Origin of the sequence: Pseudomonas sp. AN3A02 (genome assembly GCF_011765255.1) — a bacterium.
In the GTDB taxonomy this organism is placed as follows: domain Bacteria; phylum Pseudomonadota; class Gammaproteobacteria; order Pseudomonadales; family Pseudomonadaceae; genus Aquipseudomonas.
Genome location: NZ_JAARNI010000002.1, coordinates 179,186 through 197,238, shown reverse-complemented (window position 1 = coordinate 197,238; position 18,053 = coordinate 179,186). Strand labels below are relative to the sequence as shown.

Below are 18,053 nucleotides of genomic sequence, written 5' to 3'. Positions count from 1 at the left end.
TGGCTACGCTCTATCCCCATCAGGACGGGAAGAGTACGGGAACCTGCGATGCCTCATTGGCTGATTATTGATCTTGAAGCCACAACGGATGAAGGCGGCTGGCCCGTGACCGAGATGGAAATCATCGAAATCGGCGTGAGCCTGGTCAACCGCCAGGGCCGTGAACTGGACCATTTCCAGCGTTTCGTGCGGCCGTTGCGCAGGCCGTTGCTGACGTCCTTCTGCCGCCAGTTGACCCACATCACCCAGGCAAATATCGATGCTGCCGCACCGTTGATTGAGGTGTGGCCGCTGTTCGAACGCTGGCTCGGTCAACACCACGCGCGCCTGGAAGGCTGGGCGAGTTGGGGCGATTACGACCGCCAGCAACTGGAGCTGGAGTGGCAGCGCCATGGCTTGAGCAGCGTGCTGGGCCAAACGCCCCACGTGAACCTCAAGCAGCGCTTCGCCAAGGCCCGGCGCCTGGACAAGCCGCTGGGGCTCAACGGCGCGCTGCAACTGGCCGGCATGCAGTTCCATGGCCAGCAGCACCGGGCGCTGGAAGATGCGCGCAATACCGCACGGCTGCTGCCGTTGATTTTGCCCGTGTAGAAGGCATACTGGCCGACCTTTCTTGACCCTTTTCCGAGGATTCGCCCATGTTTAAAGTCAACGAGTACTTCGACGGTACCGTCAAGTCGATCGCTTTCGGCACTGCAGAAGGTCCGGCGACCATCGGCGTCATGGCCCCGGGTGAATACGAATTCGGCACCGCCCAGCGTGAAATCATGCACGTGGTGTCGGGCGCGCTGACCGTCAAGCTGCCAGACAGCACAGACTGGGAAACCTTCGAAGCCGGTAGCCAGTTCAACGTGCCTGCCAACAGCAAGTTCCAGCTGAAGGTAGCGGTCGACACGGCTTACCTGTGCGAATACCGCGGCTGATCTTTGCGCCGGCCATAAAAAATGCCCGTCTCGCAAGAGACGGGCATTTTTCATTTAAGCGCTGCTTACTCCAGGATCGTCACCGGCATACCGACTTCCAGGCGACCCACACCATCGTTGACCAGGTTCTGCCCAAACATCACATCACCCTCTCGCTCGCGGTAGGTCTTGAGGGTGGCCAGCGGTTCGCGGTCGGCGCTGCGTTCGCCGCTCGCCGGGTCGATGGTGGTCAGGATGCAGCGTGAGCAGGACTTGACCACGCGAAACTCCACGTCGCCAATCCGTACCCGCTTCCAACCGTCTTCAGCAAACGCTTCGCTGCCCTCGATCACCAGGTTGGGACGAAAACGCAGCATTTCCATCGGCCGACCGACCCGTTGGGACAAGTCATCCAGCGACGCCTGGCCGATCAGCAGCAACGGAAAACCATCGGCAAACGCGACCTTGTCATCGTCATTGCCGTAACCGGCCTCGGTCGTCCGCGCACGTGCCAGCGGCACTTGCACCAGGCGCGTGGGTTTGCCGATGAACTCGCTGACCCAGGCACCCGCTTCATCACCGGCGTCGGGCACGCGCAAGGTGTCGCGCCAGATGGTCACGCCGCGCAACTCGGCATCGCTGCCGGGCAGTGGCACGTCGAGGGCCGGTTGGCCTTCGGCGCTCAAGGTCAGGCCACCGGCACTGTTCCACAGCGCCGACAGCTGGCTCATTTTGGCCACGGCCCGCTGGGTCAGGAACCGCCCGCTGGCTTCGTCCACCAGCATCCAGCGTCGATCCCCGTCGAGCCCCAGCTTGTCCAGGCTGATCTGCTGCAAGGTTTCACCCTTGCCGGACTTCAAGGGGTATCGGTACAACGCGCTGAGACGAAGCATGGGCCTGCATTCCTGAGGGGCAAAGCCGTCACCCTAAGCTCAAGCCGGTACTTCGTCCAGCATCAGGCGCTGACGCACAACGTCCACCAACTTGTCGGGCTGGAACTTGGAGAGGAAGTTGTCGCAGCCGACCTTCTTCACCATCGAATCATTGAAGCTGCCGGACAACGACGTGTGCAGCACCACGTACAGGCCACGCAGGCGCGGGTCGTTGCGAATCTCGGTGGTCAGGCGGTAGCCGTCCATCTCGGGCATTTCGGCGTCGGTGAAGATCATCAACAGCTTGTCGGTCATCACCTGACCGCTGTCGGCCCAACCCTTGAGCATGTTCAGGGCCTTGAGGCCATCGCTGGCGATGTGCATCTTCACCCCCAGTTGGCCGAGGGTGTCACGCAGTTGCGAGAGGGCGACGTTGGAGTCATCCACCAGCAGCACTTCGCGGCCGCGGGCGCGCTCCAGTACCGGGTCTTCGAGTTTCTCGCGGGAAACCTTGGCGTTGTAGGGCACGATTTCGGCGAGGACTTTTTCCACGTCGATGATTTCCACCAACTGGTCATCGACCTTGCTGATGGCCGTCAGGTAATGCTGGCGCCCGGCACTCGCCGGGGGTGGCAGGATCGCCTCCCAGTTCATGTTGACGATGCGGTCGACACCGCCCACCAGGAATGCCTGCACCGAACGGTTGTACTCGGTGACGATAATGGTGCTGTTGGGCCCCGGAATCAGCGGGCGCATGCCAATCGCCTGGGACAGGTCGATCACCGGCAACGTCTGGCCACGCAGGTTGACCACGCCGCAGACAAACGGATGGCGCTGGGGCATCAGGGTCAACTTGGGCAGTTGCAGCACTTCCTGCACCTTGAACACGTTGATCGCGAACAGCTGCCGCCCGGCCAGGCGAAACATGAGGATCTCCAGGCGATTCTCACCCACCAATTGTGTGCGTTGATCTACCGTGTCGAGAATGCCGGCCATTAAAGACTCCTGGGTTTAGCGGATGGATAGTGCTGGTCACTGAAGCAGGTTATCGGCGGCAAACGCCGGACCTTGACCCCCATTAAAATGCCATGCAAATCCATTGATGTCACACTGACATCATGCTTTACTGAGCCAGCTTCCACACAACACCCATCACCGCCGTCGCGTGACCGCAAAGTCAGCGCGAGGTTCCCCTATGTAAGGGATTCCCCTATCCACAATCAGGACCAACCTGATATTCGCGATATCTAATAGCCATTAATGTGACGCCATTCTCATTGCATGAATGGAGTCAGGCTTTTGTTGGCTATCCCAAGCCCACGGCCCACGGGTCGTCCTAAGACTTACGTCTTGGCAACCAAAGAAGTTGTGCGGATGCCCTTGAGCAATCAGGGGGGTTCAAACGATCGCGGCGATCAATCAAATAAAAGTCCTACTGGAAAGTCGGAAGCAACCTACAGATATTCGTCATATTTCAGCAGTACTTTGAAGCCATTCACCCAGTGCGACATCTCATTATCCGACCGTATGTTTTGGAGACTTGCATGATGAACGACGGCACAGAGTGGCAACTTGCACTTCCCGAGTTTCTCCTGGAGGCGGAAATGCTGCTGGCCAAGTCCCAGGAGTGCTTGAGCCACCTGCATTTGATCCGAAACGACAGCGACGCGATCGACTGTATGAAAAGCAGTCTGATCAAGCTCGCCGAAAAATCCGACGCCCTTGCCCTGCGGGCCATTGGCGAGTTCTCCCGGCATGTACAGTACTTGATCAGCAATGCCGCCAGCCCACTGCAACTGCATGACCAGGCGCTGGATGCGCTGAATGCGTGCCTCACATTGCTGGCCTGGCAACTGGAGTTGATCGACGCAAAAACCGGCAAACTCAGCCTGGATGAAACCGAACAAAACGTGCTGATTGCCACCGTCGTTCAACACATCCCGCAAAGCAATTTTGGCTACACACAACAGCATCACAGGCCTTACGCGATTTGAGTTTTCTTCTCATTTACTCGACAAAAATGTCGCATTAAATTGCTGACTTATCCAAAAACGACAGCCACAACTAATCATGCATGACGTCGTCGTTAGCAGAAAAATATCAATAAGCCACTAACGACAATACCGATACAAAACAACTTCAATGATACAACTCCCCCCACTCTTTGAACTCCGGGACTCCCTCCCGGGGCGCTGCCATGATTAATACGCCTCATCAAGCTCGGCGAAAGGCGACCAACGGTAATAGTGGTGGTACCATGCCCCGCTCGAAGTGACTCAACTTCATGATGCATATAAACGTGAAATGCGCCTCCTATGTACGCCAGCCTGAAGTCACTCATCGCAAGGTCCGTGTCCCGAAGCAATGCACGCAGGATGACCCTCGCGCTATGCCTGTGCGCGTGCCTGCTCAGCCTGTGGGCTTATGCACGCTCGGCCGATCTGCCTCTGGCCTTGCTGCTATTGAACCTGGCCACCCTGTTGGTGGTGGGCCTGCAACAGTGGCGCTCACGCAAGTCCATCAAGTTCCAGCCCCAGGAACTGGCCGAACGTCTGTTACAGGTCCAAGAGAACGAACGGCATCGCCTGAGCCGCGAACTTCACGACGATATCGGCCAACTGCTGACCGCCGCCAAGCTGCAAAGTGAATGGCTCAAACGCCGCCTGCCGGAAGACCTGCAAGGGCATTGTGCGGTGCTGTGCAACACCCTGAACGAAACACTGGCCAAGGTGCAGGACGTGTCGGCCATCCTCAATCCCCGGCAGTTGGCGAGCCTGGGGCTGGAGGCGAGCCTGCGGGCGCACCTGCTCAAGACTCTGGAAAACACCCAGGTAAGCTGGAGCCTGGAATGCCATCAACGGCTGACCGGCATCCCGGAAGAAATGGCCGTTGCTGCCTTTCGCATTACCCAGGAAGCCGTCACCAACATGCTGCGCCATGCCCAGGCACGCAACCTGCTGGTACGCCTGCAACGCCTGCCCGAAGGCCTTTCACTGTTTATCAGTGATGACGGCCTGGGCTTCTCGCCCGCCATCAACCCCGCCCAGGAAGGCCAGCGGGGCATGGCCGGGATGTCCGAGCGGATTGATCAACTGGGCGGCACATTGTCCGTCAATAGCCAGCCAGGCTTTGGCACACGGATCGAAGCGCTTTTCCCCTGGGCGCCCCGCGCCCTCGAACGGGCCAACCCCCATAAGGTTCTAGAGTGACGTGCAATTTACTCCTGGTGGATGACCACTCCCTGATCAGGGCCGGCGTGCGTGCGCTGGTCATGGATATTCCCGGCTACGCGGTGATCGGCGAAGCGAGCGACGGCGCCCAGTTGCTGGAGCGATTCGACGCGCTGCAACCCGATATCGTGCTGCTTGACCTGTCGATGAAGCACACCGGCGGGCTCGATGCCTTGAAGGACCTCAGGCAGGCCTATCCGAAGAGCAAAGTGCTGATCCTCTCGATGCACACCGACCCGGAACTGATCATGTGCGCCCTGGAGTCCGGCGCCCATGGCTACCTGCTCAAGGACACCACCGCCAATGAGCTGGAGCACGCGCTGCTGGCCTTGCGCAACAACGAACGCTACCTGAGCCCGGCCATCGCCCACACGGTGATCAACCAGGCGCTGATCCGCAATCAGGCCCAGGCCAATCCACCGCCCCACAGCCACAACCTGACCGCGCGCCAACTGGAAATCCTGCGCTTGATCGTGCGCGGCAAGTCCACCCGGGAAATCGCCAATGGCCTGGGCTTGAGCATCAAGACCGTAGAAGCCCACCGCTCGCAAATCATGAAGCGCTTGCAGATTTTCGATGTGGCGGGCCTGGTGTTGTTCGCGGTGCGCGAACAGATCATCAGTCTGGACGATTAGTCAGCAACGGCGAATCCGCCGGCAAATGCACCCGTAGCGCCTGGGGCAAGGCCGAAAAGTGCAAGTCATCACCCTGGAGCGGTTCGCCGTCGAGGTTGATCGCCAGCCCTTCGGCCACCTTGATTTCGACCCACGGCAAACGCGCCCGCACAAACATGTTGTCCAGGCCCCAGCCGTCCGTCATCAGGCTACGCAGGGTGCCGACCACTTCCTGCGGCGCCGGCAGAATGCTGATATCCAGCAAACCATCATCGGCCAGGGCATCGGGGCACAGCACATGTCCGCCACCGGCCTGGCGCCCATTGCCGATGCCCAAGGCCAGCAGCTCGCCGCGCCAGTGGAAGTCGGGGCCCTGCAATTCACCGTAGGCCGCACGCAACTCGCTGAAACGTGACAGGCCGGTAAACAGATACGCTGCGCCGCCGAGGACCTTCTTCAGGTCTTCGGAGGTGTTGGCGGTGACTTGGCTGCCAAATCCGCCGGTGGCCATATTAAGAAAGATCTGCCCACCCACTTCGCCCAGGTCGATGGCACGGGCCGGTACATCCAGCAGGTCCAAGGCCTGCTCAGGCTCCAGCGGCACACCGGCGGCACGGGCAAAATCGTTGGCGGTGCCGAGGGGCATCAGCACCAGGCTGGCCTCAGTCTTGGCGCGGGCCATGGCCTCGGCCACATCCCGCAGCGTACCGTCACCGCCGCCGGCAATCAGCCGCGTGTAGCCATCGGCGAGGGCCTGATCGACAAACCGCTGGGCATCACCGCCCTCCCATGTCACCCGCACGGCCAACTCCCAACCCTGCTCGCGCTTGCCCTGCACTGCCGCCCGCACCTCTTCGTTGAGGGCTTGCTTGCCGTGCAGAATCAACAGTGCCTTGGGTGTGCTCATGGATGAATGCTCCTGGGTTTAAGGTTCCTGGGGATGTTGACCGTGGCCAATCGAAAAAAAGCCATTGGCTTTGGAAATTAACCGGGGTTTGTGGCGTTTCTGACACGGATCAACTCGCATTTCGCGAAATCCGCCTAGACTTGCACCCATTCTTACCCGACAAGGCCGTCGCACCATGATCACCATGTCCGCCTTCCACTCCATGCTCATCCCGATCCTGACCGGCATGATTCTCCTGGCCGTAGGCTTCAACTTTCGCGACAAAGCCATCGGCGTATTCGGCATGTGGATCGGCATGCTGCTGATCCTCGGCACCGTGGTTTACAAGATCCTCGCCAAACTCGCGGAATGACAATCTCACTCGCATTGCACATGACGGCCTCGTACACTCGGCCAATTCGTCGTTTTTAAGGTTGACCGCCTCGTGCTTGCCCGTCTGTTTGCCCTGCCCTGTTGCCTGTTTATCTGCCTGCTGTCCCTGCTGCCCATGGCGCCTGCCCACGCCGTGAGCCTGCCGGGGCTGCTGGGCAGCAACACCAAAGCCCAACCGCAAGCCGACGTCCCGTTGGGCCAGTCCCTGGACGAGGTGATCAAGACCCTGGAAAACGACCAGCAGCGCACCAAGCTGCTGAGCGACCTGAAAAAGCTCCGGGAAACCACACAAAAAGCCCAGCCCGCCGCCGAATTGGGTGTACTCGGTTTGATCGGCGGCACGCTGTCCAGCCTGGAGCAACAGTTCTCCGGCGCCGACAGCCCGATCAATCGCTGGTCCAACGAGTTTGACCTGGCCAAGGACGAACTCACTGCATTGATGCTGCCGGCCAGCGAATGGCTGCCGATCATCTTTGCGTTCGCCATGATCCTGATGCTCTGGAGCCTGCTGGCCGCCGTGCTGATCTGGCTCAGCCACCGGGTGCGCGAGCGCTTCGGCCTGACCGAAGAACTGCCCCAACACCCCAAGACCTGGGACCTGTTGCGCTTCGCCCTGCGCAAGCTCGGGCCATGGCTGATCGCGTTGGTAATCACCGTCTACATGAGCTACGCGCTGCCCTCGTCCCTGGGCAAATCCCTGGCGATGGTGCTGGCCTACGCGCTGGTAGTGGGCACCTGCTTCTCGGCGATCTGCGTGGTCGCGTTTTCCGTGCTGGACGGCCCGCACCGCCACCGCGCGCTGTACATCCTGCGCCACCAGGCCTTTCGCCCGTTGTGGCTGATCGGCAGCTTTGCCGCCTTTGGCGAAGCCGTCAGCGACCCGCGCCTGGCCGAGAGCCTGGGCCAGCATTTGTCCCATGTCGCGGCGACCATCGCCAATGTCATGGCCGCGCTGTCCACCGGCGTGTTCATCCTGCGTTTCCGTCGGCCCATTGCGCACCTGATCCGCAACCAGCCGCTGTCCCGCCGCCTGACCCGCCGCGCCCTGAGCGACACCATCGAAATCGTCGGCACGTTCTGGTACCTGCCGGCGTTGCTGCTGGTGGGCATCTCGCTGTTCGCCACTTTCGTCTCCGCCGGCGACACCAGCACCGCCCTGCGCCAATCATTGTTGTGCACGGTGTTGCTGGTGCTGTGCATGGTGATCAACGGCTTGGTGCGCCGCCATTCACTCAAGCCTCAGCGTGGGCACAAGCGCCATGCGCTGTACTCCGATCGCCTGAAAAGCTTCGTCTACACCCTCGCCCACCTGGTGGTGTGGCTGGTGTTTATCGAACTGGGCCTGCGGGTCTGGGGGCTGTCGCTGATCCGGTTTACCGAAGGCGACGGCCATGAAATCAGCGTCAAGCTGTTCGGTCTTACCGGCACTTTATTGTTCGCCTGGCTGATCTGGATCCTCAGCGACACCGCCATCCACCACGCCCTCACCCGCTCGCGCAAAGGCCTGGCCAATGCGCGTGCGCAGACGATGATGCCGTTGATTCGCAACGTGCTGTTCGTGACCATCTTCATCATTGCCGCCATCGTCGCCCTGGCGAACATGGGCATGAACGTCACACCACTGCTGGCCGGTGCCGGTGTGATCGGTTTGGCCATCGGTTTTGGTGCACAGTCGTTGGTGGCGGATTTGATCACCGGCCTGTTCATCATTATCGAAGACTCCTTGGCGATCGATGACTATGTGGATGTCGGCGGTCACCTGGGTACGGTCGAAGGCTTAACCATCCGTACGGTGCGCCTGCGGGACATCGACGGGATCGTGCATACGATCCCGTTCAGTGAGATCAAAAGCATCAAGAACTACTCCCGGGAATTCGGCTACGCGATCTTCCGAGTGGCGATTCCGTACAACATGGAAATCGACGACGCCATCAAGCTGATGCGCGACGTCGGGCAGAAGATGCGCAACGACCCGTTGCAGCGGCGCAATATCTGGTCGCCGCTGGAGATTCAGGGTGTAGAAAGTTTCGAGTCCGGCAGTGCGATTCTTCGCGCCCGCTTCAAGACCGCGCCGATCAAGCAGTGGGAGGTTTCGCGGGCGTTCAACTTGTCGCTCAAGCGTCACCTCGATGAAGCCGGGCTGGACCTGGCCACCCCGCGCTTGAGCGTGCAAGTGGTGACGGCGGCGGGAGGCGTGCAGGAGAAAGAATAAGCGCTGCCCGGACGACGTCAGGATCAACAACAATAATCATGGAGAGTCCTTATGCGTTTGACCGGTCTTACACATCAATGGGTACTCGGCCTGCTGTGCGGTGTCGCCAGCAGCGCGGTCATCGCCGCCAGCAGCGGCCAGGACAGTGCCCGCGAAGAAATCGCCGCCCAGGCGAAAGTGCTGGAACCAGCCTTGCTGGAAACCCGGCGCGACATCCACGCCCATCCTGAACTGGGCAACACCGAAAAGCGCACCGCAGAACTGGTGGCCAAGCAATTGCGGGAGATGGGGCTGGAGGTCAAGACCGGCGTCGCCCGCACGGGTGTCGTCGCGATCCTCAACGGCGCCCTGCCCGGCCCGACCGTCGCCTTGCGCGCTGACATGGACGCGCTGCCGGTCAAGGAAGTGTCCGGCCTGCCCTTTGCCTCGAAGGCCAAGGGCGTCTATCTCGATAAAGAAGTCGACGTGATGCACGCCTGTGGCCACGACGCCCACACGGCCATCCTGCTGAGCACGGCGAAAATCCTGACCGGCATGCGTGATCGTCTGCCGGGCACCGTGGTGTTTTATTTCCAGCCGGCTGAAGAAGGCCCGAGCGACTTTATCCCCGATGGCAAGAACACCTGGGGCGCGAAGATGATGGTGCAGGAGGGGGTGATGAAATCGCCCAAGCCGGATGCGGTATTTGGGCTGCACGTCTGGGCGGGTGTGCCTGCGGGGCAGATCGCGTATCGGCCGGGGCCTACTCTGGCGAGTTCGGATGACCTGCGGATCAAGATCCTGGGCAAGCAGACCCATGCGGGGCGGCCGTGGGACGGGATTGATCCGATTACCGTGGGGGCGCAGGCCATCGTTGGGTTGCAGACGGTGGTGAGTCGGCGTACCGACATTTCTTCGTTTCCGGCGGTGGTGAGTATTGGCACCATCAACGGGGGGACGCGGTACAACATCATTCCTGAGTCGGTGGACATGAGTGGGACCATTCGCTCTTACGACTATGGCATTCGCCAGAAGCTGCATGCGGATGTGCGGCAGACCGTCGAGAAAATCGCCGAGAGTGGTGGGGCGAAGGCTGAGGTTACGATTATTGAGAAGTATGATCCGACCATCAATAACCCGGCGTTGACCGAGAAGATGCTGCCGAGTTTGCGTTGGGCGGCGAAGGGTGATGTGGTCAACGCCCCGCTGGTAGGTGGCGCTGAGGACTTCTCGTTTTATGCCAAGGAGGCACCGGGGTTGTTTGTCTTTTTGGGGGTGACGCCGAGGGATCAGGATATGAGTAAGGCGGCGCCCAATCATAATCCGGGGTTCTTTGTGGATGAGTCGGCGCTGGTGGTTGGGGTTAGGACGTTGGCTTCGTTGGCGACGGATTATTTGAATGCCAATGCGGGGGATTGAGGGGGGCATATCCGTTATTTAGGTAACGGCTGCCTATGGTTCCGCTCTTACAGCGGCTCACTTTTGAACAGCGCAAAAGTAAGCAAAACGCTCTTGCCCCACCACTCGGCACCTCGCTTAGGCTCGGTGTGCCCTCACTCCGGCACCACGAAGCGGGCCGCCGCGACGGGGCGTCCCTGCCCCGTCGCGGCTAAACCGGCGTCCTGCCGGTTTACCCGCTCCGTACTGCCTGCGTTCGGCCAGCGTGGTTTAACGGGGCGCCTAAGTTCAAGATCAACAGCAGATCAAGAGCACAGCGGCCTACAGGCCGGCTTGAGTGTGGTGAAGCAACAGCAACAGCAAGATCAGAAGCTAAAGCGGGCACGGTCCAAATGTGGGAGCGGGCTTGCTCGCGAAGGTCGTTAACGATGACGATGGCATCCTGAATGAGCGCGGCGCTCTCAGGTTTTTCGCGAGCAAGCCCGCTCCCACAGAAAAGCAGATCTGTTTTCGCTCTGGTCTTTGCTTTTGCTTTTAACACTCAAGCCGGCCGGGAGGCCGCTGTGCTTTTGCTTTTGATCTGCTTTTGATCTGACTGCCCCATTCAGCCCGAGGCCGAACGCAGGTATTGCGGAGCGGGTAAACCGGCAGGACGCCGGTTTAGCCGCGACGGGCCATGGATGGCCCGTCGCGGCGGCCCGCGGAGCAATGCCGGAGTGAGGGAACACCGAGCCTAGGCGAGGTGCCGACAGGCGGGGCAGAGCGTTTTGGTTACTTTTGCGCTTTTTTCAAAAGTGACCCGCTGTAAGAGCGGATCCCTAAGTCGCCGTTACCTGAACAACGGATATGTACACAGAAAACCCGTCAAACCACATCCACCCCCACATGAATCGCATCATGCCGCCAAAACTCCAGATCACAATCAATCAACCGCTCATGCTGATCATAATTAACCCGAGCAATCCGCAACCCCGGGCTCCCCACCGACACCCTCAACGCCGCCGCGGCCTCAACCTGCAATGACGTCGGCACAATCTCAAACCGCACCCGCCCGTAATGCAAGTCATACACCCGCGCATACAACTCCGTAATCGACTGATTCAAATCACACTCCAGAATCCCCGGAAAATACTGCGGGTTCAGATAGTGCTCCACATACAACACCAACCGCCCATCAATCCTGCGCCCCCGGCAAATCTGGATCACGCTGGACAACGCCGGCAACTGCAACCACGCACACACCGCCGCCGATGCCGGCTGCAACCGCGCCGAAATCACCTCAGTCGACGGCACCCGCCCCTGCGCACTCACCATCGCGTGAAAGTGACTGCGTTGCATCAGGTTATAGGCAAGCCTGGGAGGCGAAACAAACCACCCCCGCCGTTCCTCGCGATAAATCTGCCCTTGGGCCTCAAGTTGTAACAAGGCTTCCCGCACCGTAATCCGGGTGGTACCAAACAACTCGCTCAGCTTGCGCTCGGCCGGCAGCTTACTGGCAGGCGCCAACAAGCCATGGTCGATCTGCTCTTGCAGCGCCAGGCCAATGGTTGTCACCGCCTTGGTTGCCTCATCACGCATCAACGTTACCTATCTGGACTAGACCAGCACTATTCAGGTGCACAAAACGCCCGCTAAACGCGCCTCTGCTATTGCGTGCAAGCCTAGGCATTGCACATGACCGACAGATGACAGCACCTCGCGACGTCCTGCCACAAGACCTGCAATACATCGGCCAAGTCCAAGGCTTCCGGGCCGTTTGGCATGGTCTACGCTTACCCGGCAACCCCTCGTCCAGGCCAACAAAAAACGACATCGACATGAAACTGTCATCCCCCACGCCTAAATTGGCTCGTGTATTGCTGACCTAGACCAACACCTTCGCAATCGTTCATAAAAACGCAGCGTTGAAAACGCCCAAAGGAGCTTCGGATGAAACAGCTTTTCCTGGCATCACTGTTAGGCTCGACCATTGCCATGTGCACCGCCGCCATGGCTGCTGATACCGATTTGAAAACGCTCGAAGCCGCCGCGAAAGCGGAAGGCGCCGTCAACAGCGTCGGCATGCCCGATGACTGGGCCAACTGGAAAGGCACCTGGGAAGACCTGGCCAAGATCTATGGCCTCAAGCACATCGACACCGACATGAGCTCGGCCCAGGAAGTCGCCAAGTTCGCGGCAGAAAAAGACAACGCCAGCGCCGACATCGGCGACGTTGGCGCAGCCTTCGGCCCGATCGCGGTGAAACAGGGCGTAGTGCAACCGTACAAACCGACTACCTGGGCACAAGTCCCGGATTGGGCGAAAGACAAAGACGGTAACTGGGCACTGGCCTACACCGGCACCATCGCCTTTATCGTCAACAAAAAGCTGCTGCACGGCTCCGAAGCTCCGAAAAGCTGGGCTGACCTGAAGACCGGCAAATACAAGGTTTCCATCGGTGACGTGAGCACCGCCGCCCAGGCTGCCAACGGCGTACTCGCCGCTGCACTGGCCAACGGTGGTGACGAGAAGAACATTCAGCCTGCATTGCTGATGTTCGCCGACATCGCCAAGCAAGGCCGCCTTTCGCTGGCCAACCCGACCATCGCCACCATGGAAAAAGGCGAAGTGGAAGTGGGCGTGGTCTGGGACTTCAACGGCCTGAGCTACAAAGCCAAGATGGCCAACCCGGATGACTACGTGGTGCTGATCCCGTCGGACGGCTCGGTGATTTCCGGCTACACCACCATCATCAACAAATACGCCAAGCACCCGAACGCCGCCAAGCTGACCCGCGAATACATCTTCAGCGATGCCGGCCAGACCAACCTGGCCCGTGGCAACGCGCGGCCGATTCGTGCCGAACACCTGACCTTGCCAGCCGACGTACAGGCCAAGCTGCTGCCTAACGAGCAGTACAAGAAAGTAACGCCGATCAAAGACGCCGACGCTTGGGAGAAAACCTCCAAGGCACTGCCGCAGAAGTGGCAGGAAGAAGTCATCATCAATATGCAATAAGGCTTAACACGCCTGTTTAAGTGGAATGCGGTCAGTGTGGGAGCTGGCTTGCCTGCGATAGCGGTATGACATTCAGCATTATTATCGACTGACACACCGCCATCGCAGGCAAGCCAGCTCCCACATTTGATCGGTGTTCCAACCGAAAAACCGAATCAAGCCTATTTGTTGCGGAGCCCCAGCCCCTATGAAGCACAACGTCATCCTTGTCGTGCTCGACGGCCTGAATTACGAGGTTGCCCGACACGCCATGGGGCACTTGCAGGCCTACGTCGGCGCAGGACGCGCAGCACTGTACAAACTGGAATGTGAACTGCCGGCCCTGTCCCGGCCCCTGTACGAATGCATCCTCACCGGCGTCCCGCCGATCGAAAGCGGCATCGTCCACAACAACGTCTCGCGCCTGTCCAACCAGCGCAGCATTTTCCATTACGCCACCGACGCCGGATTATCCACCGCAGCGGCGGCTTATCACTGGGTCAGCGAGTTGTATAACCGCAGTCCCTTCATCGCCGCCCGCGATCGTCATACCAACGACCCGGCACTGCCGATCCAGCATGGGCATTTTTACTGGAATGACCATTACCCGGACTCGCACCTGTTTGCCGACGCCGAAAGCCTGCGCCTTAAACACGCGCCGAATTTCCTGGTGGTGCACCCGATGAACATCGACGACGCCGGCCACAAGCACGGCCTCGACACCCCGCAATACCGCAACAGCGCACGCTCGGCCGACATCATCCTCGCCGACTACCTGCAAGGCTGGCTCGACGCCGGCTACCAGGTGCTGGTGACGGCCGACCACGGCATGAACAACGACCGTTCCCACAACGGCCTGCTGCCGGAAGAACGGGAAGTGCCACTGTTTGTGCTGGGTGATGCCTTCAGCTTCGACACCCACGCCACGCCCAAGCAAACCGAGCTGTGCGGCACCGTCTGCGAGCTGCTGGGTGTGACCCACGACAAACCTGTATGCCGGGAGCTGTTGAAGTGAATTCAGTGATCCGCGGCAAATGGCTGGCTGCCTTGTGCCTGGTGCCCTTCGCCCTCTTCTTTATCGTGTTCGAGATCGCCCCGCTGGTGTGGGTGATGATCAGCAGCGTCCAGTCGGAAGAGTTCGGCTGGGGCCTGGCCAACTTCAGCAAGATCTTCAGTTCGAAGTTCTACCTGCAGGCAATCCAGTACAGCCTGGAGATCAGTTTTTACTCCAGCGTGTTCGGGATCATCATCGCCGTGCTGGGCAGCTACTCGCTGCGCCGGGTGGACGGACGGCTGCGCAATTTCGTGACCGCATTCGCCAACATGACCAGCAACTTTGCCGGCGTGCCATTGGCCTTCGCGTTCATCATCCTGCTGGGGTTCAACGGCAGTATCACCATCATGCTCAAGCAGGCCGGGATCATTCAGGACTTCAACCTGTACTCCAAGACCGGCCTGATCATCCTTTATACGTACTTCCAGATTCCCCTCGGCGTGCTGCTGCTCTACCCGGCCTTTGACGCGTTGCGCGAAGACTGGCGCGAATCCGCTTCATTGCTCGGCGCGGACGGTTGGCAGTACTGGCGGCATATCGGTTTGCCGGTGCTGACCCCGGCTCTGCTGGGCACCTTCGTAATCCTGCTGGCCAACGCCCTCGGCGCCTACGCCACGGTGTACGCGCTGACTACCGGCAACTTCAACGTGCTGCCGATCCGCATCGCGGCGATGGTCTCCGGCGACATCTCCCTGGACCCGAACATGGCCAGCGCCCTGGCCGTGGTGCTCGTGGCGCTGATGACCGTGGTGACCGTGGTCCATCAACTGCTGCTCAAGAGGAGCTACCATGTCTCGCGCTGAACCTGGCTCGGCCGCCCTCTACCACCGCGTAGTGGTGTACCTGTTGTTTGCGATCCTGGTGCTGCCGTTGCTCGGCACCCTGGTCTACTCCATCGCCAGCAGTTGGTCGGCGACCATCCTGCCGTCCGGGTTTACCTTCAAGTGGTACATCCAGCTGTGGAGTGACCCACGTTTCCTGAATGCCTTCGGCCAGTCATTGCTGGTGTGCGTCGGCGCGCTGATCTTGTCAGTGGTGCTGATCCTGCCGCTGCTGTTTGTGGTGCATTACCACTTTCCGAAACTCGATGCGCTGATGAACATCCTGATCCTGCTGCCCTTCGCGGTGCCGCCGGTGGTGTCGTCGGTGGGGCTGTTGCAGCTCTACGGGTCGGGCCCGTTTGCGATGGTGGGTACGCCGTGGATCCTGATCGGTTGCTACTTCACCGTGGCGCTGCCGTTCATGTACCGCGCGATCACCAACAACCTGCAAGCGATCAACCTGCGGGACCTGATGGACGCCGCCCAACTGCTCGGCGCCAGCACCTTCCAGGCCGCGTTCCTGGTGGTACTGCCCAACCTGCGCAAGGGCTTGATGGTGGCGTTGCTGCTGTCGTTCTCGTTCCTGTTCGGCGAGTTCGTGTTCGCCAACATCCTGGTGGGCACACGCTACGAAACCCTGCAGGTGTACCTAAACAACATGCGTAACAGCAGCGGCCACTTCACCAGTGCCCTGGTGATCTCCTATTTCTTCTTCGTGCTGGTGCTGACCTGGGCCGCCAACATCTTGAACAAGGACAAAAGCCAATGAGCTTCGTCAGCGTCCAACACCTGCAAAAAGGCTACGCCGGCACGCCGGTCTTCAGTGACATCAACTGCGAAATCGCCAAGGGCGAATTCGTCACCCTGCTCGGCCCGTCGGGTTGCGGCAAGTCGACCCTGCTGCGCTGCATCGCCGGCCTGACCTCGGTAGACAGCGGGAAAATCCTGCTGGATGGCCAGGACATCGTCCCGCTGAGCCCGCAGAAACGGCATATCGGCATGGTGTTCCAGAGCTACGCGCTGTTCCCCAACATGACCGTGGAACAGAACGTCGCCTTCGGCCTGCGCATGCAGAAGGTCAATGCCGACGACAGCCACAAACGCGTGCAGGAAGTGCTGCAACTGGTGGAGCTGAAAGAACTCGCCGGACGCTACCCGCACCAGATGTCCGGCGGCCAGTGCCAGCGCGTGGCCCTCGCCCGTTCCCTGGTGACGCGCCCGCGCCTGTTGCTGCTGGATGAACCGCTGTCGGCCCTTGATGCACGGATTCGCAAGCACCTGCGCGAACAGATTCGCCAGATCCAGCGCGAGCTGGGCCTGACCACCATCTTCGTGACCCATGATCAGGAAGAAGCCCTGACCATGTCCGACCGGATCTTCCTGATGAACCAGGGCAAGATCGTGCAGAGCGGCGATGCCGAGACCCTCTACACCGCGCCGGTGGATGTGTTCGCTGCCGGGTTTATCGGCAACTACAACCTGCTGGACGCCGACAAGGCCAGCAAACTGTTGCAGCGCCCGATCACCGGACGCATCGCCATTCGCCCGGAAGCCATCGAACTCAGCCGCAGCGGCGAGCTCGACGCATTGGTGCGCAGCCACAGCCTGTTGGGCAACGTGATTCGCTACCGCATCGAAGCCCGTGGAGTGGAACTGGTGGTCGATGTACTCAACCGTTCGGCCGACGATTTGCACCCGGACGGTCAGCGATTGGCACTTTCCATCGACCCAAGTGCGTTGTGTGAAGTAGCCTGACGCACGATTTATTTGAGAGAGCGTGACTGATGGCATTGGTAATTTTTGATCTGGACGACACCCTGATCCACGGCGACTGCGCCACCCTGTGGAGCGAGCAGATGGGCCGCCTGGCCTGGGTGGATGGCGAGTCGTTCATGCGCAGGAACGACGAACTGATGGCGGCCTACAGCCGTGGTGAACTGGCCATGGAGGACTACATGGACTTCAGCCTTGAGCCGATGATCGGGCGCACGCCGGAAGAGATCGAGCACCTTGTTGAGCCGTGGGTGGAAGACGTTATCGAGCCGCTGATCTACAGCGAAGCTACCCGGACTATCGCCCGGCACCGCCAGAATGGTGACCGGATTTTGGTAATCTCGGCGTCGGGGACGCACCTGGTCAAGCCGATTGCGGCGCGTATCGGCATTGATGAAGTGTTGGGGATCGAGCTGGACGTTGCTCATGGGGTGTACAGCGGCAAGACCACCGGTGTACTGACGTACCGCGAAGGCAAGATCACCCGCCTGATGGAATGGCTGGAGCAGGAAGGCGAGCACCTTGATGGGGCGTACTTCTACTCGGATTCGCGCAATGACTTGCCGCTGCTGCTGAAGGTCGAGAACCCGCAGGTGGTGAATCCGGACCCGGTGTTGCGGGCGCATGCTGAGAAGGCAGGGTGGCCGATTCATCATTGGGTCTGACGTTTTGCGCTGGTTTGAGGTGAGTACATATCCGTTGTTTAGGTAACGGCCGCTTATGGTTCCGCTCTTACAGCGGCTCACTTTTGAACAGCGCAAAAGTAAGCAAAACGCTCTGCCCCGCCTGTCGGCACCTCGCCTAGGCTCGGTGTTCCCTCACTCCGGCACCGCGAAGCGGGCCGCCGCGAAGCGGGCCGCCGCGACGGGCCATCCATGGCCCGGCGCGGCTAAACCGGCGTCCTGCCGGTTTACCCGCTCCTCAATACCTACGTTCGGCCTCG

General features: G+C 60.1%; 18 protein-coding genes. 14 read left to right on the top strand and 4 right to left on the bottom strand.

Annotated features, from left to right (window positions below; genetic code table 11):
* Positions 1 to 48 precede the first annotated feature (48 nt).
* On the top strand, positions 49 to 591 hold the full coding sequence (locus HBJ59_RS10660; protein WP_076015309.1) for an exonuclease domain-containing protein: 543 nt from the start codon (positions 49 to 51) through the stop codon (positions 589 to 591).
* 47 nt (positions 592 to 638) lie between these two features.
* A complete protein-coding gene (locus HBJ59_RS10655; protein WP_014337306.1) occupies positions 639 to 923 on the top strand; it encodes a pyrimidine/purine nucleoside phosphorylase in 285 nt (94 codons plus the stop codon).
* Positions 924 to 988: 65 nt separating this feature from the next.
* Here the strand turns inward: HBJ59_RS10655 and HBJ59_RS10650 are convergent, their stop codons facing one another.
* Both HBJ59_RS10650 and HBJ59_RS10645 read right to left on the bottom strand, forming a co-directional pair.
* Positions 989 to 1,795, bottom strand: coding sequence for an MOSC domain-containing protein (locus tag HBJ59_RS10650; protein WP_076015308.1), 807 nt, complete (start codon positions 1,793 to 1,795; stop codon positions 989 to 991).
* Positions 1,796 to 1,834: 39 nt separating this feature from the next.
* On the bottom strand, positions 1,835 to 2,770 hold the full coding sequence (locus tag HBJ59_RS10645) for a chemotaxis protein CheV (RefSeq protein ID WP_017479493.1): 936 nt from the start codon (positions 2,768 to 2,770) through the stop codon (positions 1,835 to 1,837).
* A gap of 551 nt (positions 2,771 to 3,321) precedes the next feature.
* Between HBJ59_RS10645 and HBJ59_RS10640 the strand changes: the two genes are divergently transcribed.
* From HBJ59_RS10640 to HBJ59_RS10630, 3 genes are all read left to right on the top strand, one after another.
* Entirely contained in the window at positions 3,322 to 3,768 is a 447-nt protein-coding gene (locus HBJ59_RS10640; protein ID WP_076015350.1) for a hypothetical protein, read from the top strand.
* Positions 3,769 to 4,089: 321 nt separating this feature from the next.
* On the top strand, positions 4,090 to 4,983 hold the full coding sequence (locus tag HBJ59_RS10635; protein ID WP_076015307.1) for a sensor histidine kinase: 894 nt from the start codon (positions 4,090 to 4,092) through the stop codon (positions 4,981 to 4,983).
* A complete protein-coding gene (locus HBJ59_RS10630) occupies positions 4,980 to 5,639 on the top strand; it encodes a response regulator transcription factor (RefSeq protein ID WP_076015349.1) in 660 nt (219 codons plus the stop codon). The genes HBJ59_RS10635 and HBJ59_RS10630 overlap by 4 nt, the downstream gene beginning before the upstream one ends.
* On the opposite strand, the gene yegS is transcribed toward HBJ59_RS10630, so the two are convergent.
* Entirely contained in the window at positions 5,623 to 6,525 is a 903-nt protein-coding gene (gene yegS, locus HBJ59_RS10625; protein ID WP_143503584.1) for a lipid kinase YegS, read from the bottom strand. The two genes, HBJ59_RS10630 and yegS, sit on opposite strands and share 17 nt — an antisense overlap.
* Positions 6,526 to 6,700: 175 nt before the next feature.
* Between yegS and HBJ59_RS10620 the strand changes: the two genes are divergently transcribed.
* The 3 genes from HBJ59_RS10620 (at position 6,701) to HBJ59_RS10610 (ending at position 10,507) form a co-directional block, all read left to right on the top strand.
* A complete protein-coding gene (locus HBJ59_RS10620; RefSeq protein ID WP_167663519.1) occupies positions 6,701 to 6,877 on the top strand; it encodes a hypothetical protein in 177 nt (58 codons plus the stop codon).
* 72 nt (positions 6,878 to 6,949) lie between these two features.
* Positions 6,950 to 9,109 (top strand): mechanosensitive ion channel family protein, encoded by a 2,160-nt coding sequence (locus tag HBJ59_RS10615; RefSeq protein WP_167663518.1) that lies wholly within the window; start codon positions 6,950 to 6,952, stop codon positions 9,107 to 9,109.
* Positions 9,110 to 9,160: 51 nt separating this feature from the next.
* Entirely contained in the window at positions 9,161 to 10,507 is a 1,347-nt protein-coding gene (locus HBJ59_RS10610; protein ID WP_167663517.1) for an amidohydrolase, read from the top strand.
* Positions 10,508 to 11,350: 843 nt separating this feature from the next.
* Here the strand turns inward: HBJ59_RS10610 and HBJ59_RS10605 are convergent.
* Positions 11,351 to 12,064, bottom strand: coding sequence for a UTRA domain-containing protein (locus tag HBJ59_RS10605; RefSeq protein WP_010166446.1), 714 nt, complete (start codon positions 12,062 to 12,064; stop codon positions 11,351 to 11,353).
* Positions 12,065 to 12,415: 351 nt separating this feature from the next.
* On the opposite strand from HBJ59_RS10605, the gene HBJ59_RS10600 reads away from it, so the two are divergent.
* From HBJ59_RS10600 to HBJ59_RS10575, 6 genes are all read left to right on the top strand, one after another.
* Positions 12,416 to 13,483, top strand: a complete 1,068-nt coding sequence (locus HBJ59_RS10600) for an ABC transporter substrate-binding protein (RefSeq protein WP_076015304.1) — start codon at positions 12,416 to 12,418, stop codon at positions 13,481 to 13,483.
* A 187-nt stretch (positions 13,484 to 13,670) separates the two neighbouring features.
* Positions 13,671 to 14,477, top strand: a complete 807-nt coding sequence (locus HBJ59_RS10595; RefSeq protein WP_076015303.1) for an alkaline phosphatase family protein — start codon at positions 13,671 to 13,673, stop codon at positions 14,475 to 14,477.
* Positions 14,474 to 15,319, top strand: coding sequence for an ABC transporter permease subunit (locus HBJ59_RS10590; protein ID WP_076015302.1), 846 nt, complete (start codon positions 14,474 to 14,476; stop codon positions 15,317 to 15,319). The genes HBJ59_RS10595 and HBJ59_RS10590 overlap by 4 nt, the downstream gene beginning before the upstream one ends.
* The gene (locus HBJ59_RS10585; protein ID WP_003219747.1) at positions 15,306 to 16,106 is read left to right on the top strand and encodes an ABC transporter permease; all 801 of its coding nucleotides are present in this window, start codon (positions 15,306 to 15,308) and stop codon (positions 16,104 to 16,106) included. The genes HBJ59_RS10590 and HBJ59_RS10585 overlap by 14 nt, the downstream gene beginning before the upstream one ends.
* Positions 16,103 to 17,092, top strand: coding sequence for an ABC transporter ATP-binding protein (locus HBJ59_RS10580; RefSeq protein WP_003219745.1), 990 nt, complete (start codon positions 16,103 to 16,105; stop codon positions 17,090 to 17,092). The genes HBJ59_RS10585 and HBJ59_RS10580 overlap by 4 nt, the downstream gene beginning before the upstream one ends.
* A 29-nt stretch (positions 17,093 to 17,121) precedes the next feature.
* Positions 17,122 to 17,775, top strand: a complete 654-nt coding sequence (locus HBJ59_RS10575; protein WP_167663515.1) for an HAD family phosphatase — start codon at positions 17,122 to 17,124, stop codon at positions 17,773 to 17,775.
* Positions 17,776 to 18,053: the final 278 nt, after the last annotated feature.

Coding starts and splice junctions, on each gene's coding strand:
- HBJ59_RS10660 (WP_076015309.1), top strand. CDS start 49: ATGCCTCATTGGCTGATTATTGATCTTGAAGCCACAACGGATGAAGGC.
- HBJ59_RS10655 (WP_014337306.1), top strand. CDS start 639: ATGTTTAAAGTCAACGAGTACTTCGACGGTACCGTCAAGTCGATCGCT.
- HBJ59_RS10650 (WP_076015308.1), bottom strand. CDS start 1,795: ATGCTTCGTCTCAGCGCGTTGTACCGATACCCCTTGAAGTCCGGCAAG.
- HBJ59_RS10645 (WP_017479493.1), bottom strand. CDS start 2,770: ATGGCCGGCATTCTCGACACGGTAGATCAACGCACACAATTGGTGGGT.
- HBJ59_RS10640 (WP_076015350.1), top strand. CDS start 3,322: ATGAACGACGGCACAGAGTGGCAACTTGCACTTCCCGAGTTTCTCCTG.
- HBJ59_RS10635 (WP_076015307.1), top strand. CDS start 4,090: ATGTACGCCAGCCTGAAGTCACTCATCGCAAGGTCCGTGTCCCGAAGC.
- yegS (WP_143503584.1), bottom strand. CDS start 6,525: ATGAGCACACCCAAGGCACTGTTGATTCTGCACGGCAAGCAAGCCCTC.
- HBJ59_RS10620 (WP_167663519.1), top strand. CDS start 6,701: ATGATCACCATGTCCGCCTTCCACTCCATGCTCATCCCGATCCTGACC.
- HBJ59_RS10610 (WP_167663517.1), top strand. CDS start 9,161: ATGCGTTTGACCGGTCTTACACATCAATGGGTACTCGGCCTGCTGTGC.
- HBJ59_RS10605 (WP_010166446.1), bottom strand. CDS start 12,064: ATGCGTGATGAGGCAACCAAGGCGGTGACAACCATTGGCCTGGCGCTG.
- HBJ59_RS10600 (WP_076015304.1), top strand. CDS start 12,416: ATGAAACAGCTTTTCCTGGCATCACTGTTAGGCTCGACCATTGCCATG.
- HBJ59_RS10595 (WP_076015303.1), top strand. CDS start 13,671: ATGAAGCACAACGTCATCCTTGTCGTGCTCGACGGCCTGAATTACGAG.
- HBJ59_RS10585 (WP_003219747.1), top strand. CDS start 15,306: ATGTCTCGCGCTGAACCTGGCTCGGCCGCCCTCTACCACCGCGTAGTG.
- HBJ59_RS10580 (WP_003219745.1), top strand. CDS start 16,103: ATGAGCTTCGTCAGCGTCCAACACCTGCAAAAAGGCTACGCCGGCACG.
- HBJ59_RS10575 (WP_167663515.1), top strand. CDS start 17,122: ATGGCATTGGTAATTTTTGATCTGGACGACACCCTGATCCACGGCGAC.